14 protein-coding genes and 2 riboswitches are annotated in these 24,390 nt (G+C 60.2%); of the genes, 6 read left to right on the forward strand and 8 right to left on the reverse strand.

All coding sequences use genetic code 11. The features are described 5' to 3' along the window. Positions 1-94 precede the first annotated feature (94 nt). Entirely contained in the window at positions 95-1,129 is a 1,035-nt protein-coding gene (gene sohB, locus ACRRSD_RS27465; RefSeq protein ID WP_435036386.1) for a protease SohB, read from the forward strand. A 67-nt stretch (positions 1,130-1,196) separates the two neighbouring features. Here the strand turns inward: sohB and ACRRSD_RS27470 are convergent, their stop codons facing one another. Together ACRRSD_RS27470 and ACRRSD_RS27475 are read right to left on the reverse strand one after the other, a co-directional pair. Beyond that, positions 1,197-1,691 carry a DUF934 domain-containing protein gene (locus ACRRSD_RS27470; RefSeq protein WP_038368934.1) on the reverse strand — a complete coding sequence of 165 codons (495 nt, stop codon included), beginning with the start codon at positions 1,689-1,691 and terminating at the stop codon, positions 1,197-1,199. After that, entirely contained in the window at positions 1,675-3,333 is a 1,659-nt protein-coding gene (locus tag ACRRSD_RS27475) for a nitrite/sulfite reductase (RefSeq protein ID WP_007912574.1), read from the reverse strand. The genes ACRRSD_RS27470 and ACRRSD_RS27475 overlap by 17 nt, the downstream gene beginning before the upstream one ends. A 524-nt stretch (positions 3,334-3,857) precedes the next feature. On the opposite strand from ACRRSD_RS27475, the gene ACRRSD_RS27480 reads away from it, so the two are divergent. Further along, on the forward strand, positions 3,858-4,931 hold the full coding sequence (locus ACRRSD_RS27480) for an ABC transporter substrate-binding protein (RefSeq protein ID WP_435036387.1): 1,074 nt from the start codon (positions 3,858-3,860) through the stop codon (positions 4,929-4,931). A 5-nt stretch (positions 4,932-4,936) separates the two neighbouring features. Here the strand turns inward: ACRRSD_RS27480 and ACRRSD_RS27485 are convergent, their stop codons facing one another. Next, a complete protein-coding gene (locus tag ACRRSD_RS27485) occupies positions 4,937-5,155 on the reverse strand; it encodes a DUF2970 domain-containing protein (RefSeq protein ID WP_134177529.1) in 219 nt (72 codons plus the stop codon). Positions 5,156-5,309: 154 nt separating this feature from the next. On the opposite strand from ACRRSD_RS27485, the gene ACRRSD_RS27490 reads away from it, so the two are divergent. Beyond that, positions 5,310-12,530, forward strand: coding sequence for a dermonecrotic toxin domain-containing protein (locus tag ACRRSD_RS27490; RefSeq protein ID WP_435036388.1), 7,221 nt, complete (start codon positions 5,310-5,312; stop codon positions 12,528-12,530). Between the two features lie 46 nt (positions 12,531-12,576). On the opposite strand, the gene metH is transcribed toward ACRRSD_RS27490, so the two are convergent. Beyond that, the gene (metH, locus tag ACRRSD_RS27495) at positions 12,577-16,287 is read right to left on the reverse strand and encodes a methionine synthase (RefSeq protein ID WP_435036389.1); all 3,711 of its coding nucleotides are present in this window, start codon (positions 16,285-16,287) and stop codon (positions 12,577-12,579) included. A gap of 154 nt (positions 16,288-16,441) precedes the next feature. Here metH and ACRRSD_RS27500 point away from each other — a divergent pair, with 154 nt between their 5' ends. The 3 genes from ACRRSD_RS27500 (at position 16,442) to nfuA (ending at position 20,567) form a co-directional block, all read left to right on the forward strand. Continuing rightward, a complete protein-coding gene (locus ACRRSD_RS27500; RefSeq protein WP_435036390.1) occupies positions 16,442-18,724 on the forward strand; it encodes a fatty acid cis/trans isomerase in 2,283 nt (760 codons plus the stop codon). A gap of 178 nt (positions 18,725-18,902) precedes the next feature. Then, on the forward strand, positions 18,903-19,925 hold the full coding sequence (locus ACRRSD_RS27505) for an acyltransferase family protein (protein WP_435036391.1): 1,023 nt from the start codon (positions 18,903-18,905) through the stop codon (positions 19,923-19,925). Positions 19,926-19,982: 57 nt separating this feature from the next. After that, positions 19,983-20,567: a Fe-S biogenesis protein NfuA gene (gene nfuA / locus ACRRSD_RS27510; protein ID WP_007912592.1), complete on the forward strand. Its 585-nt coding sequence runs from the start codon at positions 19,983-19,985 to the stop codon at positions 20,565-20,567. 144 nt (positions 20,568-20,711) lie between these two features. Here the strand turns inward: nfuA and cobM are convergent, their stop codons facing one another. From cobM to ACRRSD_RS27530, 4 genes are all read right to left on the reverse strand, one after another. Then, positions 20,712-21,458, reverse strand: coding sequence for a precorrin-4 C(11)-methyltransferase (gene cobM / locus ACRRSD_RS27515; protein WP_435036392.1), 747 nt, complete (start codon positions 21,456-21,458; stop codon positions 20,712-20,714). Between the two features lie 81 nt (positions 21,459-21,539). Continuing rightward, complete coding sequence (locus ACRRSD_RS27520; protein ID WP_435036393.1) at positions 21,540-21,953, reverse strand: cobalamin biosynthesis protein; 414 nt, start codon at positions 21,951-21,953, stop codon at positions 21,540-21,542. Then, positions 21,950-22,651 (reverse strand): CbtA family protein, encoded by a 702-nt coding sequence (locus ACRRSD_RS27525; RefSeq protein WP_435036394.1) that lies wholly within the window; start codon positions 22,649-22,651, stop codon positions 21,950-21,952. The genes ACRRSD_RS27520 and ACRRSD_RS27525 overlap by 4 nt, the downstream gene beginning before the upstream one ends. Before the next feature lie 11 nt (positions 22,652-22,662). Next, positions 22,663-22,860, reverse strand: a complete 198-nt coding sequence (locus tag ACRRSD_RS27530) for a CbtB domain-containing protein (protein ID WP_435036395.1) — start codon at positions 22,858-22,860, stop codon at positions 22,663-22,665. A 124-nt stretch (positions 22,861-22,984) separates the two neighbouring features. Next, positions 22,985-23,206, reverse strand: a riboswitch (cobalamin riboswitch). A 923-nt stretch (positions 23,207-24,129) separates the two neighbouring features. Next, positions 24,130-24,341: riboswitch (cobalamin riboswitch) on the forward strand. Positions 24,342-24,390 lie beyond the last annotated feature (49 nt).

A 24,390-nucleotide genomic window follows, 5' to 3' on the forward strand; every position in this document is an offset into this window, starting at 1 on the left:
AGAGGTTTCACGGCTGGCCGATGAGCCGGCGCATGGGTATGCTGGAACCATCCCGCGTGTGTTTCACATCCACGCACTGTTCTAAGGAGTCTCTGTGGAGTTTTTCACCGAATACGCCAGCTTCCTGGCCAAGACCGTCACGTTGGTGATAGCGATTCTGGTAGTGCTCGCCAGTTTTGCTGCGTTGCGCAGCAAAGGCCGGCGCAAATCTGCCGGGCAGTTGCAGGTCAGCAAACTCAATGATTTCTACAAGGGCCTGCGTGAGCGGTTGGAGCAGACCTTGCTCGACAAGGATCAGCTCAAGGCTTTGCGCAAAGGCGAGGCCAAGTCCGAGAAAAGCGCGAAGAAGCAGAAGAAACAACCTGCTGAAGTCAAATCCCGTGTATTCGTGCTGGATTTCGACGGCGACATCAAGGCCTCGGCCACTGAAAGCCTGCGCCACGAAATCACCGCGCTGCTGACCCTCGCCACACCCAAGGACGAAGTGGTCCTGCGTCTGGAAAGCGGTGGCGGCATGGTCCACAGCTACGGCCTGGCGTCGTCGCAACTGGCGCGTATCCGCGAGGCCGGCGTGCCGTTGACCGTGTGCATCGACAAGGTCGCGGCCAGTGGCGGCTACATGATGGCGTGCATCGGCGAGAAGATCATCAGCGCGCCGTTCGCGATTCTCGGCTCGATCGGCGTGGTGGCGCAGTTGCCCAACGTCAACCGCTTGCTGAAGAAGCACGACATCGACTTTGAAGTCCTCACCGCCGGCGAGTACAAACGCACCCTGACCGTGTTTGGCGAAAACACCGAGAAGGGCCGGGAGAAGTTCCAGGAAGACCTCGACATCACCCATCAACTGTTCAAGAATTTCGTCGCCCGCTATCGCCCGCAACTGGCGATTGACGATGTCGCTACTGGTGAAGTCTGGCTCGGCGTCGCGGCGCTGGATAAGCAACTGGTCGATGAACTCAAGACCAGCGATGAATATCTGGCAGACCGGGCGAAAAAGGCCGAGGTCTATCACCTGCATTATGCCGAACGCAAAAGCCTGCAAGAGCGCATTGGCATGGCCGCCAGCGGTTCAGTCGACCGTGTGCTGCTGAGCTGGTGGAGTCGCTTGACCCAGCAGCGCTTCTGGTAAATCCAACAGGCATAAAAAACGCCGGTCACATGACCGGCGTTTTTTTGTCCGCGCTAAAGCTAAAGACTTAGCGGCGACGGAACAGCGGCAGCGGTTCGTCAGTGGCAGCCTGATACGTCACCGAGAAGTCCTTGAGGCCTTCAAGCGCTTCGTACGGGTCTTTATCCGCACGGATGGCAAAGGCATCGAAACCGCAGCGGTGCATGTAGAACAACTGATCGCGCAGCACGTCGCCAATCGCCCGCAGTTCACCTTTGAAACCGTAACGGTCACGCAGCAGGCGGGCGTTGGAGTAGTTGCGGCCGTCAGTGAACGCCGGGAAATTCAGCGCGATTACCTGAAACTCGGCGACGTCTTCACCGATTTCTTCGGCTTCTTCGTCGGCGTCCAGCCACACACCCAGACCGCCGTCGCGAGCCTTGAGCATGCGGCTGTGTTCGCGCCACAGTTGCAGCGGAACAATCAGATCGTCGCAGTTGCTGATCTCGTCGATGTTGAAATCCTTGGGCAGCAAGTGCCAGGTTTCGTCGACGACCTCGTTGTTCTTAATGATTCGCTGCATAGACGCGTTCCTTGAAGAGGTCGATGCCAATACGCTGGTAAGTGTCGATGAAGCGTTCGTCTTCGGTACGTTGTTCAACGTACACGTCGATCAGCTTCGAGATCACGTCAGGCATGGCTTCCTGAGCGAAGGACGGGCCGAGGATCTTGCCCAGGCTCGCATCACGGCTGGCACTGCCGCCGAGGGAGACCTGATAGAACTCTTCGCCTTTCTTGTCGACGCCGAGGATGCCGATGTGGCCGACGTGGTGGTGACCGCACGCGTTCATGCAACCGGAGATGTTCAGGTCCAGCTCACCAATGTCGAACAGGTAGTCGAGGTCGTCGAAGCGACGCTGGATCGACTCGGCAATCGGGATCGACTTGGCGTTGGCCAGCGAGCAGAAATCACCGCCAGGGCAGCAGATGATGTCGGTCAGCAGGCCGATGTTCGGCGTGGCGAAACCGCCTTCACGCAGTTCGCCCCAGAGGGTGAACAACTGGCTTTGCTCGACATCGGCCAGAATGATGTTCTGTTCGTGCGAGGTGCGCAGTTGACCGAAGCTGTAGCGGTCGGCCAGATCGGCGACGGCATCAAGCTGTTTGTCGGTGATGTCGCCTGGCGCAACGCCGGTCGGCTTCAGCGACAGGGTCACGGCGACATAACCCGGCTTCTTGTGCGCCAGGGTGTTGCGGGTGCGCCAGCGGGCGAAACCCGGATGTTCTTTGTCAAGCTCGGCCAACTGAGCGGTCTGGTTGTCCAGCGCCTTGTAGTCCGGATCGACGAAGTGCTTGGCGACGCGCTGCAGTTCGGCGTCGGTCAATGTGGTCTGGCCACCGCGCAGGTGTTCCATTTCCGCATCGACTTTCTGCGCGAACACTTCAGGCGTAAGGGCTTTGACGAGGATCTTGATCCGCGCCTTGTATTTGTTGTCGCGACGGCCGTAGCGGTTGTAGACCCGCAGGATGGCGTCGAGGTAGCTCAACAGGTCCTGCCACGGCAGGAACTCGTTGATGAACGCGCCAACCACCGGCGTACGACCGAGGCCGCCGCCGACCAGTACACGGAAACCCAGTTCGCCAGCGGCGTTGTGCACCGGCTCAAGGCCGATGTCGTGAACTTCAATGGCGGCACGGTCAGCGGTCGAACCGTTGACGGCGATTTTGAATTTGCGCGGCAGGTAGGCGAATTCCGGGTGGAACGTAGTCCACTGACGGACGATTTCGCACCATGGGCGCGGGTCGATCACTTCGTCGGCAGCGACGCCGGCGAACTGGTCGGTGGTGACGTTGCGCAGGCAGTTACCGCTGGTCTGGATCGCGTGCATCTGCACGGTGGCCAGTTCAGCGAGGATGTCCGGGATGTCTTCCACCGCCGGCCAGTTGAACTGCACGTTCTGCCGCGTACTGATGTGGGCGTAGCCCTTGTCGTAATCGCGGGCAATCTTGGCCATCATGCGCGTCTGACGCGAAGTCAGCTGGCCGTAAGGCACCGCCACCCGCAACATCGGCGCGAAGCGCTGGATGTACAGGCCATTTTGCAGGCGCAGGGGGCGGAATTCTTCTTCGCTCAGCTCACCTGCCAGATAGCGTCGGGTCTGATCACGGAACTGCTTGACGCGGTCCTCGATGATCCGCTGATCGTACTCGTCGTATACGTACATATAAGTCCTGTTCTCAGGCTTGGGCCATTCGGAGTAGCACTGCGTTTTCGCTTGCTGGAGTCCGATTGTGCCTCTGCAATTCTGCGCGCACGGCCGCGCACTCCCTAACGGAGCCGGGGCAATATACCCGTTTGCAGTTATGCGCAAAAGTGATGTTTGAGTATATGTAAAGAACCAAATCGCCTAACGAGAATGGCTGTCAACTAACCCACATTTGTCGTGCGGACAATCATCGTCTTAACTGTGGTCGAGTCTTTCTGCAATCACCGATAAAACCGACAAGAGGCGATGCAATGAGCAATCCGACCAAGGCAAGAAAAAGCGACAGTAGTGTCGATGCGTGGGCCATTTTGTTCCTGATCATTCTCGTAGTAGGAACAGCGGTATTCTGGGTCAGCCATCAGTAAACGACCCCTCCGGGCCCGCACCCGACGAATTGTCGGACAAAAACGGGATCAGGCATCAATAGCCGGTGGATCGATGGCTATAATGCGCGGCCATTTTTCCTTGGGCCCGGATGTTTCATGTTCAAGCTTTTCCATATCAGTCTCCTGTTGTGCGGCGCGCTGTTCCAGGCGGGCGCGCGGGCAGAGTCTGTGCTGTTTTTGAATCCGGGTTCGACGCAGGAAGCCTTCTGGGTCAGCTATTCGCAATTCATGCAGGCCGCCGCCCATGATCTGGGTATCGATCTGCAGATTCTCTACTCACAGCGCCAGCCCGAACTGACGCTGGCTCAGGCGCGCCTCGCGCTGCAGGGGCCGAATCGTCCCGAGTACCTGGTGTTCGTCAACGAACAATACGTTGCCCCGCAAATTCTGCGTCTGGCCGAGAACAGCGGTGTGAAGCTGTTTATGGTCAATGCTGCGCTGACGCCTGACCAGCAGGCGCTGCTTGGCAAGCGGGACGATCGCATCGGCAGCCTGGTGCCGAACGACGAGGAGGGCGGTTACCTGATGATGAAGGAGCTGATTCGTCGGCATCCTTTGCCGTCAGGCGCTGAGCCGATTGAAGTGTTGGCGTTCTCGGGGCTGAAGGTCACCCCTTCGGCGCAATTGCGTGAGCGCGGCATGCAGCGGGCGCTGGCCGAACATCCACAGACACGCCTGCGGCAACTGGTGTATAGCGGCTGGACGCAAGAGCGTGCCTACGAACAGGCCAAACAGTTGTTCGCGCGTTATCCGAAGGTGTCGCTGGTATGGTCGGCGAATGATGAAATGGCGTTTGGCGCAATGCGTGCGTATGCCGAGACCGGCAAAGTCCCCGGCAAAGATGCCCTGTTCAGCGCCGTCAACACGTCACCCGCAGCCTTGCAGGCATTGGTCGACGGGCGCCTGAGCGCGCTGGTCGGCGGGCATTTCACCTTGGGTGGCTGGGCGTTGGTCGAGTTGCATGACGTTGAACAGGGTGTCGAGTTGAATCAATACGGCGGTCGTGACCGGCAGATTCCCCTGTTGCAGTTGATCGACGCAGCGCACGCCCGACAAATGCTGGCCATGGGCAAGTTGCCGAACTACGGGGTGAATTTCCGCAAGCTCTCGGCCAAGGGGCAACCGCCGTCGTATCGCTACCCGTTCACCTTGCAAACCCTGATGCGCTGACCGCGTCAGACCCCGGCGAAATGCAGCACCAGTTTGACGATGGCAAACAGCGTCAATGCAAACACCGCCGTGAACAGAATGCCCAGCATCACAAAATGGCCGGGCTTGCCATGGGTGAAATCCCTTGCCCGGTTCTTGCCGCTCTGCACCCCGAACGCCGCCGCCATTACGCTGTGCAGCATCTGCCAGAAAGTCGGTGGTTTGTTGTCGACTGGATCGTCCATAAATCCCTCCACGTAAGCCGTGCCCTACAAGCTTAGTCAAAATACGCGGGCCAGCCTGACACATAGTTACAAGTGCGCCTCGTTGCGTTAAATATCTACCGCAAAGGCAATCGCCCGAGATGGTCTGCTGACGCTCCATTCACAGGAGCGATATATGCCCACCCATTTCAGCCCCCGCCCGGACGAGAAAGCGCCAAACAGACCCTTGGCCACGGACAGCCTTCACGCCGAGTACCTCGAAGGTGCGCTGCCGCAATGGCTTATCGACGCCAGCGCGCAAAGAAAGGCCGCGATCAGACAGGCCGGCGTGCTGCTGCCGCAGTGGTATACACAAGCGTCGGTACCGCAGCGCAAGGCGCTGGACGACTGTTTCAAGGCCAGTCTCGCCGCACAGTCTGCATTGGACAAAACGATGTCACCGCTCAAGGACATCGACGCGTTTGCCCGGCCGATACTGACCCGCGCGTTAAAAAAACACTACAAGGTCGACATTGACGTAGACAAAACCTTGCTAAGCCTCAGGCGACCAATGGCCCTGGGTATTTTCAGAGTTGAAATCGGCTCTTTCGAAGTCTTGAGTCTGACCCTGCTGCAAGCTGCGTTGCACAATTTCGAAGTCAGCGAATGCCTGCCCGGCGCCTTTCATGACAGCTCGGGGTTTGCAGAGGAAACCACGCCCGGCGCATACGCGCCGGTGAAGGTTAACCTGACCGTGACGAATTTTCTGCGCTTGTGCCGCTCGCTCGATATTGGCGCGCGGTATCAAGCGCATCTAAAGGCGTTTTTCCATACTACGAACCCAGTCATGGCAAACACCTTGCGCGAGCAATTCATCGCCAGCCAGAAGGCCAGCCTGCGCGCGGCTGCTGAACACGCGTTGCTGACCATGGACATTCGTCCGCAGGATCACGCGATGATCCTTTCGGTCATCGCCGGCGAAAAACACCCCGTGATGGGCGCAATGCCGGTCTGGTTTGCCGATCTGGGCCTGATGCGCCAGCGACTGGTTGGCTGTATCGCCTTTGTGATCGGACCTAAGCGCCGCGCTGGTGAGTCGGTGATTCTGTATGTGCCCCATGATCCCGAGCATCCGCTGAAGCGCTATACCGGGGCGCAAATGGAGGAAACATTCAAGCGGCTGTTTACCGCCCGCGATGCACAGTCAGCGAAAAGCCCGGAGCCGACGGCCTACCAACGTTTTTTCAGCCAGTTTCTGCCTTACGACAAGCGTTCTTACTATTTCAGCCAGTTTGTCCGTGAGTCTGCCGATACCCCGATCAATTTCTACAGCACGCTTTGGCGCAGAGTTCCGGAGGCTTTTAGTCCGGTTTTTCCTTTTACCCACATCAGGGAGTTGCCCCCCGAATATCCGTGGATGGAACCGGAACCTGATCCGTATATCGGCATCTCGATCATGCCGCTCGATGAACGCGATCCTTGGGCGGAAAACAGCGACTTGTGGGCCCGGCTCTACGAGCAGCATCGCGACAAAGTGCTGGCCGATGCCCGCAGCCATGCGGTGCCGTCCAAGGATGTCGACGCCAGGGAGCGCGATGCCCGATTAGCGGCGCTGCTACAGATAGGGCTGCTGACGCTCAATCTGGTGTCGATGTTCGTGCCGGTACTGGGCGAGATCATGATGGGGGTGATGGCCGGGCAGTTGCTGTACGAAACCTTCGAAGGCGCGGTCGAGTGGAGCGAGGGTGACAAGCATGCCGCCAAAGCGCACTTGGTGGATGTGGCGGAAAACCTGGCACTGATCGGCGCGATGAGCGTGGGGGGAGCGCTGCTCGGCAAGCTCACAGCGGTCGCGCCGGAGCCTGTAATCGACGAGATGCACCCGGTGACCTTGCCTGACGGCGAGACACGCCTTTGGAAGCCCGACCTGAGCGGCTATGAGCAAGAAATTACATTGCAAGACGCGATCGGGCCGGATGCGCTGGGCCAGTATCGGCTCAACGGTAAAACCTACATCCGTCAGGGTGACAAGGTCTACGAGCAGTTGATCGATCCGTCGACCTCGCAGTGGCGCATCAAACACCCCGGCGAGTCCAACGCTTACCAACCTGTGCTTGAACACAATGGCCGGGGCGCCTGGCGGCACACGCTGGAACAGCCTATGCGCTGGAGTCGCCTGACGCTGTTGCGGCGCATGGGGCATGTAACCGATGGTTTTTCCGATGAGACGCTGCTGACGCTGGCCGATATCAGCGGCGTCAGCGAAAGCACCCTGCGCAAGATGCACCTGGATCACGCGCCAGCGCCGCCAGCGTTGCGCGATGCCATGCGCTTGTTCAAAGCAGATACCGAGGTCGCGCAAATTGTCGAGCAACTGCGCGGTGCGGCACCGATCGATAAGCGTTATCTGTACGCGTTGCCGCAGGTCACCGAAATGCCGCGCTGGCCATACGACCGGGTACTGGAGATCTTCTCGGAGCCCGACTTGTCGGGGCTGCCCACTCGCTACGGCGCCGAAAAACTCGTGCCCGGGGTTAGCAGTAAACCGTCGATTCAGCTCACGCGCGCGCAGGTGCTGAACGGAGAACTGCCGACGCGAATCCTCGCGACGCTGGAAGAAAACGAGATCAGCTATCTGCTCGGCAGGGACACTGCGCAGTTCCGCCCGGGCAGACCCGAGGCGTTCGGCCGGCAACTGGCGGATCATGTCGCCAGGCGCCAGGCCTCGATGGTTGATGACCTGTATCGCGGCACTGAACCGGTGAATCCGCACGTGCGTATTTTGCAGCGCGAAACGCCGGGGCTGAGCGATGCCGCCGCGCAGGATGTGCTCGATCACGCCACTCCAGCCGAGCTGACACGCCTGCAAAGCAGGGGACGGGCACCGCTGAAAATGCTCGAAGAGGCGCGCTGGTATGCCCATCAGGGCCGGCAAGTGCGTTCATTTGCCGGTTTGCACAGCGAAAGTCTCTCATCGGCGGATAGCCGCCGACTTGCGCTGCACACGCTGGCCAGGTTGCCGGGCTGGCCGCAGATGTTGCGCCTGGAAATTCGTGAGGGCAGCCTGACCGGGGCACTGCTCGACAGCCTGGGCGATACCATTGCACCCAACAGGAAATATCTGATCAAGGAGGGGCCGTTCTATCGGGCCTTCAATGAGCGAGGGGAACCGCTCAATGGCACAGCCCGACAGGGTGAGAGCTTTTATCGCGCGATCATGCGTGTCTTGCCGGATGAGGAGGCGTCCGCGCTAGGGTTGAGCGATGGCAGCCAAAGCCATGAGTTACAACGCAAAGTCATCGAATCCGCCCGCACGCACCGCGACGACTTAGCACAGTTGCTGACGCCGCAAGCCAAAAGCTTTAAAGCGCCGACCCGAGTCAGCGCCACGTTGAGCGGCTATTACGCCAGCGGACGAGGCACTGGCCTGCGCCCTTCACTGCTGATGCGGATCAACGAACTCTACCCAGGCCCGCGACAGGCGGAGGCTTTCCTTAACCAGCACCGTGGCTTGAGCGACAGGCAAATCTACTCACTGCTGCAGGCGCGCCGGCGCGAATGGGAAGGACTGAACACTGCGCTTGAACAATGGCAGGCCGGGCCGAGTGGCAGTGCGGCGGCCGAGGGCCGATTACAAGTAGCCCAAGCGCTGCGCGAGGCCTGGCGCAATGCGCCGCTGGCCGAACACAGTGCACAAGCTGCGCGCCTGTCACTGGTCTGTGATGAGCCGTTGCCAGTGTTGACCAATTCCTTTCTCCACGTGCGCGAACTGTCGGTGGCTGGAAACGGCTTGACCGACGGCAACGCGAATGCCTTTCTGGCGCGTTTTCCCGAAGTGACTCATCTGGCGATCGGCAACATGGAGCGCGGTATCGATTACCTGGCCTCCAGAACCCGGCCGCTCACCTCTTTGCCGTCGGCGGTCGGCCAGATGCACCGCCTGGTCAGCCTGCGTTTTTCCTCTCACGCCCCAGCACTGGCGGCAGATTTTCCGGCAAGCCTGGGTGCGCTCACTTCGCTGGAAACGCTGCATATTGACTATGCCGGCTTCGACGCCCGCAGCTTGCATGCACTGGATCTTGGCGCTTTGCGTCGCCTGCGCAGCGTGCGCATCGATGCGCCGTACGCGTTATGGGAATGGCCGGCATCCGTCGAACGGCTTGAGCAACTGCAACGCCTGGATCTGAGCCACACCGCCATTCGCGCGCTGCCGGATTCCCTGTACAGCGGACAGGAACGGCTGTGGGCCGGACTGTCGCTGGACTGGGGGGCATTGGCCCCGGCGCAGTTCATGCGCGCTTACGAGTACGTGCGCAACTACTCCGGCGAACTCGGCCATCTGGTCGATCTGAACCAAATGGTCAGCCAGTACTGCCGCGCCGAACTGGACTTCATGGCGACCTTGCCGGATCTGCACGATCCTTTGCCGGCAAGCTTCGATGCCGCGTGGGTGACGCCCGAGGCAAGGATGGCGGCGATTGCCCGGCTCAGGGCGGAGCACGATGCAATCTTTGCGCAGTTCTATTTGCCAGCGAATGCCGAGGGGATGCGTTTTGCAGGGTTGCGGTGGCAGTGGGCAACCGGGCGCAACGCCGCCACACTGCGGGCCCTCAAACGAAGCTGGAATGCTGCCCTGCGCCAGCATTACGGCGTACCCGGCGACGTTGCAACGTTCGAGCTGCCTGAAGCTGGTGTCGGTCTGATTGAATACCCGAGCACACAAAATGTCGTCGACCTGCCGCGATTGCCGGCCGGCAGCTTTACGCACATCCGCACGCTGCGTTTGCGGCAACTGGACGTTCCTGCTGCGCAAGCGCGGGCTTTTGTCAGAGGGTTCAGCGCGACCGAAAACCTTATCCTGTCTGGCAACACTTTCGCCGAATTGCCGTTTGTCGCCACTGATCTGCCTTCATTGAGGCAAGTCGATTTGTCGAACAATCGCATCGTCGTCACCCCGGCGGTGCAGGCGCAATTCAATGGTCTGCGACGGCTCGGCAGGCTCAACCTGCAAGGCAATCCGCTGGGCCAATTGGATGTGAGCGCCATGCGCCAGCTTCAGGCGCTGAATCTGCGAGCCACCGATCTGCGAGCCTGGCCTGCCGGTGCTGAAAGCCTTGAGCGGTTGTACTGGCTCGATTTGCGTGACAACGCCATCGCGTCGCTTTCGCCGCAAGCCTTGGCCGACCCCAACGCGCTGATGAAAGTCAATTTGAGCGGTAACGCTTTCAGTCCTGAAGGCGAGGTATCACTGAACACTGCGTTACAGCGCATTGAACGGGCCAACGGTCTGTCTGACGGCACGTTGAGGCGATTTGCCGGGGAGCCAGTACCTGCCGACACATTGCCGAGGCAGTCAGCCTGGACGATGACGGAGTTGTTATTGGCACTCCCCGAACGCGCTGCCGTTTCTCCGGGGGACGCCGGGAGAGTGACGCAATTGCAGTGTTTGCATACGAGCGTGTCCCAAGAGCGCGCCGTGCAGATATTGCAGAATCTGCGGCAAACCGGGCTGACCGATGGGCAGATCGATGCGCAGATCAGCCAATGGCACCAGCATTGTGAAGGGCTGACCCGCCAGTTGAATGACTGGCTCTACACGCGGGGAGCGCCTGCGGGCGAGCGTCGGGCGTCTGCGCGAAGCCGTTCCCGCGCTGCGCTGCGCATTCGCGAGGCATGGCTGGCGGGACTCAGCCACAACCCCGGCGAGGAGGGCTTGATCCTCAATCTGAGCGGGTTGCAAACCGGCGATATGCCGGGCCTGGCGGTGCCGCTTCCCGGAGTGACAATGCTCGATGTCAGTGGCGTCGGAATGACGGGCGCCGGCGCCAGTAGTTTCCTGCAAGGCTTTGCCAGCCTCAGGCGACTGATCATCAGCGGTAACGAGCTGCTGATCGTGCCAGAGTCGGTGCTGCACATGAATCAGCTTCGGCGGTTGGACATGCAGTATTGCGACCTGTCCAGCGCGGCCAGTGTCTATCCCTTGATCGGCGGTGCGCGGTTGCGGTGGCTCGACTTGAGCTATAACAATCTGCACGCGTTCGCCCCGCCAGCATTCGGCGCCATCGACACCCTGGATCTGCGCTTCAACGAGCTGACTGATTGGCCGAGCGGGGTCCTCGACGCGCCGAACCTGCGCACGTTAAACCTCAGTGGCAACGACATCACCGACATTCCCGAAGCGATCTTCGATGGTAACCATGCGCAGCTCGTCGCCGGCACTGATTTGTCCGAAAACACGGAGCTGTCACTTGTCGCACTGCAGCGGTTGAGATTTCACAGCCGGGTCAATCACTTGCCGGAGGTACTCGGTATCGCCCGCGAAGACATCGAAGGGATGATCGATGCGCAAGTGTTTGGCGTCGACGAAAGCGGCGTTTCGGACATGGGCAGTGATGGCAACGATGTCGATGAAGGCGCGGAGGTCTTTGATCCGCATGCGCAGATAGCTCCGGTCGAAGAGGTTTTTGATTCGGCCCGGCATATCTCTCCTGCCGCATTGAATACCTGGCTTGCTGACTCACCAGCGGCATTGGCCGCTAGCCGAAAAATACTCTGGGCGCGGTTGGCGGAAGAACCGAATCACGAGCGCTTTTTTCAGCTGGTGTACCTGCTGCGTCATACCCTTGACTTCCGCCTCGCACGTGCCGATCTGACTCATCGATTGTGGCGTGTCATGGAAGCAGCCAGCGAAAACACCGAACTGCGCGAATTAATGTTCCATAACGCCGAAACCCATGGCGCCTGTCCTGATGGACGGATCCTGACGTTCAGCGAGTTGGAAACTCGCGCGTATGAATATACCGCCCTGCGCGATATTCCCCGTGAGCGCCCGGACCTGCGCGGTCGGGCCTTGCTCGATCTGACGCGACGGCTGTTTCGCCTGGAGCGGGTCGACAGGCTGGCAGAGGCCGCCGGGCATTTTCAGGACCGAGCGGAAATCCGTCTGCACTTTCGGATCGGCATGACCCGAGGCTGGCCTGACGGGCTGGAACTACCGGGTCAACCGGAACACGCGCTGTTCGCCACCCCGATTGCCGGGCAGAGCTTGATCGACGCCCGGGCGGCGGTACTGGCCGATGAAGCGTCAGACCTGTTTCTCGACGATCTGATTTCGCGGGATTATTGGGTCAGTTACATGAAGGATCGCTACCCCGACGCATTCACGGTACTGGAACGCAATGCCACGCGACGTCAGGAAGAAGTCGAGGATGCTCACCCCGACAAACACGTTGATGAGGCGTCCCGCGAGCGCTATGTGGAAGCGATGAACCGGCTTGAGATTGAGTTGGCGCTGGCTCGCGCGGACAGGCTGAAGGCGTTGTCCCGCAATGAACTGAAGGTGTTGGCGAAGGTGGTCGTGGATGTGCCACTGCCTGCGCCCTCATCACCCCGACCGGGACCGTCAGGGAGCCAGTGAGGGGTGGCGCGGATCTGAGAGCGGACGCTCTCAGATCCTAGGCGGTTCAGTTGTCGTAACCCAGATTCGGCGCCAGCCAACGCTCGGTCACGCTCAACTCCTGGCCCTTGCGCGAGGTGTAGCTCTGCACCTGATCCTTGTCGACCTTGCCCACGGCAAAGTATTGCGCCTGCGGATGGGCGAAGTACCAGCCGCTGACCGCTGCCGCCGGGAACATCGCGTAGTGTTCGGTGAGGAACACACCGCTGCGGCCGGCGCGCATTTCTTCAGCCTCCGGATCGAGCAGGGCGAACAGCGCCGCTTTCTCAGTGTGATCCGGGCAGGCCGGATAACCCGGGGCAGGGCGGATGCCGCTGTATTGCTCTTTGATCAGCGCGTCGTTATCGAGGACTTCGTCCTTGGCATAACCCCAGTGCTCTTTACGCACTTGCTGGTGCAGCCACTCGGCGCAGGCCTCGGCCAAACGGTCGGCGAGGGCTTTGACCATGATCGAGTTGTAGTCGTCGCCAGCGTCTTGGTAAGCCTTGGCCACTTCCTCGGCGCCGATGCCGGCGGTGGTGATGAAACCGCCGACGTAATCGGTCACTTCGCTGTCTTTCGGTGCTACGAAGTCGGCCAGCGAGAAGTTGGGTTTGCCGTCGGTCTTGATGATCTGCTGGCGCAGGTGATGCAGTTTGGCCAATGGCTGGCCGTCATCGCCGTACAGCTCGATGTCGTCGTCATGCACCTGATTGGCCGGCCAGAAACCGAACACTGCACGGGCGCTGATCAGCTTCTCGTCAATCAGCTTGGCGAGCATCTCCTGCGCGTCCTTGTACAGCGCGGTGGCGGCTTCACCGACCACTTCGTCTTCGAGGATGCGCGGGAATTTGCCGGCCAGGTCCCAGGAAATAAAGAACGGCGTCCAGTCGATGTATTCGGCCAGCACTTTAAGGTCGATGTTGTCGAGGACCTTGCTGCCGGTGAAGGTTGGTTTGACTGGCTGATAGGTCGCCCAGTCGAACTGTGGCTTCTTGGCGATCGCGGCGGCGTAGCTCAAGCGCTCGGTGCGGGCGCTGCGGTTTGAGGTGCGTTCGCGCACATCGACGTATTCCAGGCGGGTCTTCTCGACGAAACCGGCCTTGAGTTCTTTCGACAGCAACTGTGTGGCCACGCCCACGGCGCGGGAGGCGTCGGTCACGTAAACCACGGCATCGTTGCTGTACTTCGGTTCGATCTTCACCGCGGTGTGCGCTTTGGAAGTGGTCGCGCCACCGATCATCAGCGGCAGATGGAAGTCCTGACGCTGCATCTCGCGAGCAACGTGGACCATTTCATCCAGCGACGGTGTGATCAGACCAGAGAGACCGATAATGTCGCACTTCTGCTCTTTGGCCACCTGCAGAATCTTCTCTGCCGGCACCATCACGCCGAGGTCGACGATGTCATAGCCGTTGCAACCGAGCACTACGCCGACGATGTTCTTGCCGATGTCATGCACGTCGCCCTTCACCGTCGCCATGAGGATCTTGCCCTTGGCTTCCGGCTTGTCGCCTTTTTCCAGTTCGATGAACGGGATCAAGTGCGCCACGGCCTGCTTCATCACGCGGGCGGATTTCACCACTTGCGGCAGGAACATTTTGCCGGCGCCGAACAGGTCGCCAACGATGTTCATGCCGGACATCAGCGGGCCTTCGATCACTTCGATCGGGCGCGCGAACGACTGGCGCGACTCTTCGGTGTCTTCAACGATGTGCGTGGTGATGCCCTTGACCAGCGCATGTTCCAGACGCTTGTTGACGTCCCAGTTGCGCCACTCTTCGGTCTCGGCCTCCTTGACGCTGCCGTCGCCCTTGTACTTGTCGGCGATGGCGAGGAGGGCGTCGGTGCCTTCCGGGGTGCGGTTGAGGATCACGTCTTCAACGGCGTCGCGCAGCTCCTGCGGGATCTGGTCGTAGATCTCCAGTTGACCGGCGTTGACGATGCCCATGGTCAGGCCTGCGCGGATTGCGTACAGCAGGAACACCGAGTGGATCGCCTCACGCACCGGGTTGTTGCCACGGAACGAGAACGACACGTTGGACACGCCACCCGAAGTCAGCGCGTACGGCAGTTCGTCGCGGATGTAGGCGCAGGCGTTGATGAAGTCGACCGCATAGTTGTTGTGCTCTTCGATGCCAGTGGCGACGGCGAAGATGTTCGGGTCGAAGATGATGTCTTCCGGCGGGAAGCCGACTTCGTTGACCAGAATGTCGTAGGAACGTTTGCAGATCTCTTTCTTGCGCGCTTCGGTGTCGGCCTGGCCGGCTTCGTCGAACGCCATCACCACCACGGCCGCGCCGTAGCGCTTGCACAGTCTGGCGTGGTGGATGAACTGCTCGACGCCTTCTTTCATGCTGATCGAGTTGACGATGCCCTTGCCCTGGATGCACTTGAGGCCGGCTTCGATCACTTCCCATTTCGACGAGTCGATCATGATCGGCACGCGCGAGATGTCCGGTTCACCGGCGATCAGATTGAGGAAGGTCACCATGGCCTTCTTCGAATCGAGCATGCCTTCGTCCATGTTGATGTCGATCACCTGCGCGCCGGCTTCGACCTGCTGCAGGGCGACTTCCAGCGCCTCGGTGTAGTTGTCTTCACGGATCAGCCGAGCGAATTTCGCCGAGCCGGTGATGTTGGTGCGCTCGCCGACGTTAACGAACAACGAACTGCGATCGATGGTGAACGGTTCCAGACCCGAGAGGCGGCAAGCCTTGGGAATGTCCGGAATCTGCCGCGGCGCGTAACCGGCGACGGCTTTGGCGATCGCTTCGATGTGCCCCGGCGTGGTGCCGCAGCAGCCGCCGACGATGTTGAGGAAACCGCTCTGGGCGAATTCTTCGATGACCTTGGCAGTTTCCGACGGCAGTTCGTCGTACTCGCCGAATTCGTTCGGCAGGCCGGCGTTCGGGTGTGCGGAAACGTGGGTGCTGGCCTTGTTCGACAGCTCTTCCAGGTACGGACGCAGTTCACTGGCGCCGAGGGCGCAGTTCAAACCTACCGAAATCGGCTTGGCGTGCGCCACCGAGTTCCAGAACGCTTCGGTGGTCTGGCCCGAAAGGGTGCGGCCGGAGGCGTCGGTGATGGTCCCGGAAATCATGATCGGCAGTTCGATGTGCAGCTCTTCGAACACGCCTTGCACGGCGAAGATCGCCGCTTTGGCGTTGAGGGTATCGAAAATGGTTTCGATCAGGATCAGATCAGCGCCGCCCTCGATCAGGCCTTTGGTGGCTTCGGTGTAGTTTTCCACCAGCTCATCGAAGGTGACGTTGCGGTAGCCGGGGTTGTTGACGTCCGGCGACAGCGAGCAGGTGCGACTCGTAGGGCCGAGCACGCCGGCAACGAAACGCGGCTTGTCCGGGTTCTCGGCGGTCTTGGCGTCGGCAACCTTGCGGGCCAGACGTGCGCCTTCTACGTTTAACTCGTAGGCCAGTTCTTCCATGCCGTAGTCGGCCATGGAAATGCGCGTGGCGTTGAAGGTGTTGGTTTCGAGGATGTCGGCGCCGGCATCCAGATAAGCTTTCTCGATGCCGCCGATCACGTCCGGACGGGTGATCACCAGCAGGTCGTTGTTGCCCTTGACGTCACTCGGCCAATCCGCAAAGCGTTTGCCGCGATAATCCTGTTCTTCGAGCTTGTAGCTCTGGATCATCGTGCCCATGCCGCCGTCGAGTATCAGGATGCGCTCTTTGAGAGCTTGCTTGAGAGCTTGAAGGCGAACGCTGCGATCGGACATTTGGACTACTCGGAAAGACCATTACGAAGGAGCGGGATCATAGCAAACCTGTGCAGTTTTAGAGCATGTGGGGCTTTTGCATGAATATCGCTCATGTTGGTACGAGCGTCATACTGTAGACTCGCGGCGTTTTTTTCAGGATCGGGATCAGGGCATGTCGTACCGCGTCATCAGCATTGTTTTGCTGTTCTTAAGCTGGGGCGCCGTGGCGCAAGAGCCCACGATCTCATACAGCCGTGACATTCAGCCGATCTTCACCGAGAAGTGCGTGGCCTGCCATGCCTGCTACGACTCGGCCTGCCAGTTGAATCTGGGCAGTGGCGAGGGCGCGGCCCGTGGCGCGAGCAAGATGCCGGTCTATGATGGCGAGCGCAGGCAAGCGGCACCGACCACTCGGCTGTTCTACGACGCCTTTGGCAAACGTGCCTGGCAGCAGAAAGACTTCTATTCGGTGCTCGATGCCCAGGGCAGTCAGGCGGCGTTGATGGCGCGGATGCTCGAACTGGGGCACAAGACGCCGCTGACACCGAACGCCAAACTTCCGCAAGACATCGTGCTGGGCCTGAATCGCGAGAACATGTGCGCGCTGCCCGCCGAGTTTGAGGGCTACGCCGGCGCCCACCCGAAAGAAGGCATGCCGCTGGCGGTGACCGGGTTGACCGACCAGCAATACCAGACGTTGCAGCGCTGGCTGGCCTCGGGTGCGCCGATTGACGAGCAAGGCCTGGCACCGAGCGCCAAAGAGGCGCTGCAAATCGTCCAGTGGGAAAACCTGCTGAACATGCCTGGCGCGCGGCAGAGTCTGGTCGGCCGCTGGTTGTACGAGCACTGGTACCTCGCGCACATCTATTTCAAGGATGGCGAGCCGGGGCATTACTTCCAGTGGGTACGTTCGCGCACGCCCACCGGTCAGCCGATCGACCTGATCGCCACCCGCCGCCCGAACGACGATCCGGGCACTCAGGTGTATTACCGCTTGTGGCCGGTGCAGGGCGTGATTGTGCATAAAACCCACATCACCTATCCGCTGAGCGCGGCGAAGATGGCGCGGGTGAAAAGCCTGTTCTACAGCGGCAACTGGCAGGTCAATGCCTTGCCCGGTTACGGCCCGCAGAGCCGCGCCAATCCATTCGCGACGTTCGAAGCGATTCCGGCCCAGGCGCGTTATCAGTTCATGCTCGACAACGCCGAATACTTCGTCCGCACCTTTATTCGCGGCCCGGTGTGCCGGGGCCAGATCGCGACCGACGTGATCCGCGATAACTTCTGGGCGCTGTTCCAGGCACCTGAACACGACCTCTATATCACCGACCCGAACTATCGCGGGCAGACCACGCCATTGTTGGCCATGCCGGGGCAGAACGACGATGTCGGCAGCGTCCTGAGCCTGTGGCACAACTACCGCAACAAACGTAACGAGTACGAGGCGTTGCGCCGCGATAGCTACGCCGATCTGCCCGCGCCGAGCTGGTCGACCCTGTGGGCCGGCAACGACAACGCGTTGCTGAGCATCTTCCGCCACTTCGACAGCGCTTCGGTGACCAAAGGCTTGATCGGTGAAGTGCCGCAAACCATGTGGCTGTTCGACTATCCGCTGCTGGAACGCACCTACTACCAGTTGGCAGTCAATTTCGATGTATTCGGCAACGTCTCCCATCAGGCGCAAACCCGTTTGTATTTCGACCTGATCCGCAACGGCGCTGAGCAGAACTTCTTGCGCCTGATGCCCGCCGATTCCCGCGAGGATTACCTCAACGATTGGTACCAGAGCAGCGGCCAGTTCAAGATGTGGCTCGATTACGAGGCCATTGACGACGACAAACCGACCGCGCTGAAACTCGACGAGAAAGACCCGAAACACGACTTCGCCATGCAATTGCTGGCGCGTTATGGCGATCTCAATGCGCGGCCTGACCCGATCAACCGCTGTGATGGCGCTTACTGCTCGCGGCCGAATATCGACCCGGCCCTGCAAAATGCCGAACAGGCGTTGAGCCGCCTGACGTCGCGCCCGGCGGCCGGTTTGAAGGTGATTGATCATCTCCCTGAAGCGACCCTGCTGCGCGTTGAAACCGCCAGCGGCAAACGCGAGGTATACAGCCTGTTGCGCAACCGCGCGCATAGCAACGTGGCGTTCCTGCTCGGTGAGTCGCTGCGCTATCAACCAGGGCTGGACACGCTGACCATCTACCCGGGCGTGCTCAGCAGTTACCCGAACTTCATCTTCAACATTCCCGCTGATCAGGTGCCGGCGTTTGTCGATGCGATGGAAAACGCCAAGGATGCCAATAGTTTCGAGAAAATCGTTGAACGCTGGGGGATCCGTCGCAGCCATCCGCAATTCTGGTTCTATTTCCACGATTTGAGTCAGTACATCCACGAAACCGACCCGGTGGAAGAGGGCGTGCTGGACATGAACCGCTACGAGAATCTTTGATCATTTGAAACAGGCCGACTGTCACAGATTCAGGTAACACACAAATCCCCTGTAGGAGCTGTCGAGTGAAACGAGGCTGCGATCTTTTGATCTTTCAGAATCAAGATCAAAAGATCGCAGCGTGCCGCAGCTCCTACAGGGATTGAGGTGAATTTGAGGGTGTGATCGGGAGCAGGTGATGTTGATTTCAGTGCAAGCCCTGCGTGCGCTTGCGGCGTGGACGGTGGTCTGCCACCACTTCATGCAGATTTTCTTCGACTTCAAGTCACGCGGACCGATCGGGCAACTGTTCATCGACAAAGGCGCGGTGGGCGTCGATGTCTTCTTCGTCATCAGCGGTCTGGTGATTTTCCTCTCGACCGAGCACAAACCGCTGCCGCCGGCGCGTTTTCTGTTGTATCGGCTGTTTCGCATCGTCCCGGCGTACTGGCTGTACACGCTGTTGATGGCGCTACTGGTGGTGTTTGCCCAGCCGTTGCTACCGGATCAGACCGTGGATTGGGGCCATCTGCTGTTGTCGTTGCTGTTCATTCCTACCGAGAACCCCGGCGGCTACGGCATCTATCCGACGCTGAATGTCGGCTGGACGCTGAATTACGAAATCCTCTTTTACGTGCTGTTTGCCTGGGCGCTGCTGTTCCGTTTGCAGGTGCGTCTGCTGGTGGTCGCGGCGCTGTTGTTCGCCGTGTGTCAGACCTGGACCGGGTTTGGCTGGATCAGCGAGTTCTATCGTTCGGACATCGTCTATGAATTCCTGCTGGGGATTGGCATTGGCATGCTTTATCGCCGGGGCTGGATCGGTGCGGGACTGTGGCTGCCGCTAGCGGCAATCGTGGCGGTATTGCTGACGATCTATCACTTGCCACCGGCGCCGAGGCTGCTGAACTGGGGTGTGCCGAGCGCTGTGCTGGTGATGGCGTGTATCTCACTTGAGCGCTATGTCGAGCGCAGTCGGGTACTCAAACTGCTCGGCGATTGCTCGTATTCGGTGTACCTGATGCACGTTCTGGTGTTGTCGGCGGGTGGATTCATCGCGCGGCGCTACGCTATCAATCCGTATTTGATGTTTGTCGTGTGCGCGCTGGCCATCGGCGTCGGCTCCTGGTTGAGCTACGAATGGGTGGAAAAACGCAGCTATCACTGGCTCAAGGCGCGAATCGACGACGAGGCTGACGAGAATCTTTCCCGACAAAAATACTAGGACTTTGTCCGGCGCAACGATTGGCGTAAACTGCGCCCAAGCCTGCGAGGAGTTTCCATGACCGCTATTACCATTACCGACGCCGCCCACGATTACCTGGCCGATCTGCTCTCCAAGCAGAACACCCCGGGCATCGGCATCCGCGTCTTCATCACCCAGCCTGGCACCCAGTACGCCGAAACCTGCATTGCCTATTGCAAGCCGGGCGAAGAAAAACCTGAAGACACCGCGCTGGGGCTGAAAAGCTTCACCGCTTATATCGATCACTTCAGCGAAGCGTTTCTTGACGACGCCGTTGTCGACTACGCGACCGACCGTATGGGCGGCCAGCTGACCATCAAGGCGCCAAACGCCAAAGTGCCGATGGTCAATGCCGACAGCCCGGTCAACGAGCGTATCAACTACTACCTGCAGACCGAAATCAACCCAGGGCTGGCCAGCCACGGCGGTCAGGTCAGCCTGATCGATGTGGTTGAGGACGGCATCGCCGTGCTGCAGTTCGGTGGCGGCTGCCAGGGCTGCGGCCAGGCGGACGTGACCTTGAAGGAAGGCATCGAGCGCACGCTGCTCGAGCGCATCCCTGAGCTGAAAGGCGTTCGCGACGTGACCGACCACACGCAGAAAGAAAACGCCTACTACTAAGGTGTTCGCTGCGGACATGAAAAACGGCGCCTCGTGAGCGCCGTTTTTTTATGGGTGACATTCAGGAATGCATTCGCGAGCAGGCTCGCTCCCACATTTGAAATGCGGTCAAATGTGGGAGCGAGCCTGCTCGCGAAAGGGCCTTTATGGGCGATAAAGATGTGCATGCCCGGCGCGATACAGCGATGACTCGCTAAACACCTCACTGCCCAGCACCCGGCCGACCAGAATCAACGCCGTACGCCGAAACCCTTTGGCCTCAACCTTCCCGGCAATATCCGCCAGCGTCCCCACCACCCAATCCTGATCCGGCCACGTCGCCCGGTGAATCACCGCAATCGGGCAGTCGGCACCGTAATGCGGCAGCAGTTCCGCCAGAATCTTCTCCAGATGATTGACCCCCAGATGAATCGCCATGGTCGCGCCATGCTGCGCCAGACTGCGGAGTTCTTCGCCTGCCGGCATGGCGGTCTTGTCGGCGTAGCGGGTCAGAATCACGCTTTGCGACACGTCCGGCAGAGTCAGCTCCGCGCCAAGCAACGCCGCACAGGCTGCCGTTGCCGTCACTCCCGGGATGATCTCGAACGGGATATTGAGCTCACGCAGATAACGGATCTGCTCGCCGATTGCGCCATACAGGCTTGGATCGCCGGAATGCACCCGTGCCACATCCTGGCCTTGGATATGCGCGGTTTTGATCAAATCGATGATCTGTTCCAGATGCAACTCAGCGCTGTTCACAACCGTCTCAGCCTGATGGCCATCGAGCACCGCCGCCGGTACCAGCGAGCCTGCATAGATGATCACCGGGCAACTGCGGATCAGCCGCTGGCCTTTGACAGTGATCAATTCCGGGTCGCCGGGGCCGGCGCCGATGAAGTAGACGGTCATCGTTGAATCCTGAGTAAAAGAGGGCACGGCAGCGTTGCAGATGAACAACGCTCATGATCAATGACGGGGATTATCGGGATTTTACGCCGCGCCGGCCAATGCCAGCGTGGCCTGAGCGTATTTTTGTCGGGAAATCAGCAGTTTTGCCGGTGCCTGAATCAGCTGTTCGGCAAGGGCCAGCGCAGCACTTTCCGCCACGCCGTAGCAACCGGTGCGTTCGTAGGCGATTTGCGAATGGTGACTGAGTCGTTGCTGGTAACTGGCCAATTCTTCACTGCTGAAGTACAGCAAGGGCAAGGCCAGTTGTGCAGCCAGTTCTTGCAGGCCCGGCTCGTCGCGCTTCAAGTCGATGCTGGCCAAGGCCTTGACCGTTACAAGCTCGATGCGATGGGCCTGTAACGCTTGATCAAGCAAGGCGCGCAGCGTGCTGGCCGGACAGCCGCGCTGGCAGCCCAGGCCGATCACGAAGGTCGGCGCTGCGCTGTCATCGGTCATGCGTGGTATTGGCCGTCGCTTTTGCGGCGGAACAACCAGGCGCTGATCAGGCCCAGGGCCAGCCAGAACGCTACGTTGGTCAATTGCGAAGCGATTTTGAACTGAGTTTCCAAGGCCTCGGGTGCGAGCATCGAATGCACTTGCGGCTGTGGCGCGCCGATCACGTGCGGCACCGCGAGGATGGCGACACCAAGGATCTTCATCAGCCAGTGACGGCTGAAGGCAATCAGCGACAGGCCGACAGCGGTCGAAGCGGCAGTGCCGATCCACCAGATCTGTCGCGAGGCCAGATCAGCGGCGGCGGTGCCCGGCAATTCCGGTGGCAGGCCCATCGTCGGTGCCAGGACGAATGTCGCGTAACCGGCCAGGCCCCAGAGCAGGCCTTGCGAGGTTTTGGTCGGCGCACGCAGGGTGTAAAGGCCCGCGAGCATCAGAGCAAAACCGACGGCCACGACCAGATTGCCACCCGTGGTCGAAAGCACGCGCTGCCAGCCGTCTTCCGGCTCCCAGGCTTCGGCGTCGTGGGTGTGCGCAGCGGTGCCGGCGGCGTGTTCGTGAACTTCTGCAACCGGTTCGGCTTTCTCGAAGGTCTCTGCCTGAAGAATCAGCGGGGATACCCAGAAGCTTTGCAGCAGGGTGAGGAGCAGGGCGGCCAGCAGGCCGGTGAAACCTGCGGTTTGCGCAATACGCTTGATCATGTCGGCAGGCCTCAGTGGCACGGGAACGCGGCGCTGTGGCGGGTATCGTGGGCGGCGTTGTGCACCGCTTCAATGTGCGAGAAACCGGCGAAGTAGACCAGGCTGGCACCGAGGATCGACGCAAAGATCGCGGCGGTCAGGCGTTGGCTCAGGGTGGTGCTGCTGGAAATTTTGTCCGTGTTGCTGCCGGTGCTGCTGATGATCGACATGGCGCTTCCCTCTGGAGTGTCAGCGGGTGAATCAGAGCGCATGAAAACCCCTGCGGGTCTGGCTCGCAGAGGTTCGAACAGCGCCCGCCCACCGCGGGTTTGTTATGTTCAGCGACGCACAAATGCGGGCTGTGTGTTGCGGGCCGGTCTCCGGGCTCACGAGGGGTTGGCGTCAGGCCGACCTGCAAGCGTCACCTTCCCATGCCTTGCGGACACAGTGGTTTTGACGCTTCGCTCGCTTACCGTTGCGGGGGCAGCACCGGACTGACATGGGCTTGAGTAAAGCACATGAGTCACCGGTTTCCCGTTTCACCCTGTGAAGGGCACCCGTAACAAGGTGTGTAGGAGAGCATGGGGGTGGGGTTTTGGTCAATTTTTGGGTGTATATCCGTTGCTGCGGGTGTGGCTGATTACGGTTCCGCCCTTACGGCGGGTCACTTTTGGCAAACGCCCCAAAAGTAACCAAAAGGGCTTGCTCCTACGTGCGGCCCGCTCGCTGGGGCTCGGGGTTCCTTCGCTCCGGGATCGATCCGGGCGCAGCGTCTCCGGTTTGCTTCGCTGCACCTCCTCCCGCTGTGTTTGGCTGCGCCAAACGGTCGCTGCGCTCCCACGCCCGGATCAATCCCTCCACTCAGCCTTCCGACGTCGCCCGTGGATCAAGATCAAGAGCAGGCGAGCTGACACTCGGCCTATTGAGTGGTGAAGAGCGCGGGTGTTCGGCTTTGATTTGCGTTGTTGCTGCCCCTCATCGGAACGCCGCCCGCCCAGCCCTCTCCCGAGGGAGAGGGAGCCGATTTGTGGGCTTGTCAGAATCTGAGTTCAACGCGGTATCGCACGTCGGCGTATCTCTCGCAATCACCTCGGTCAGTCCCCTCTCCCTCCGGGAGAGGGCTAGGGTGAGGGGCTCTTGATCTGGCTTTGGCTCTTGATCTGGCTTTTTTGCCCCTTCGGCAGGCCGAGCGAAGGTGTTCATCCGGGGGTAGGCGCGCAGCGCCGTTCGACGAAGTCGAACACATCGAGAGGAGGTGCAGCGAAGCAAACCGTAGGCGATGCCCCCGGATGGACACCGTAGCGAGGGAACACTGAGCCTCAGCGAAGTGCCGTACGCCGGGGCAAAGCCTTTTGGGTTACCTTTTCGCTGGGCCGGCACTCCGGCGTTTGGAAAAGGTGACTCGCTGTAAGAGCGAAACCGCCAGCGGCGGCACCCGAAGCAACGGATATGCTCACATAACCAAACCCCAACCCCATTGACCCATAACCACCCGATGCGTAGCCTTGCGCATTCGAGGTTCTTCGGCCGTTGCCGAAGCTAAGAAGGGAACGCGGTCAATGCCGCGGCTGCCCCCGCAACTGTGAACGGTGATGTTCGCTGCCACGCCACTGCCAGCTCAACTGATGAGCCCGCGGGAAGGCGCAGCAAACGCCAGGCCCCGCGCCTGAACGCCGTCAGCCAGGAGACCTGCCTCGTCACAGATTCTCACTACAACCGGGCGGGGTGATCCGGTGGCGAACGCTTCCGGCGCGCACGCG

The sequence above is a fragment of the Pseudomonas neuropathica genome (genome assembly GCF_051174785.1).
Taxonomy (GTDB): Bacteria; Pseudomonadota; Gammaproteobacteria; order Pseudomonadales; family Pseudomonadaceae; genus Aquipseudomonas; species Aquipseudomonas neuropathica_A.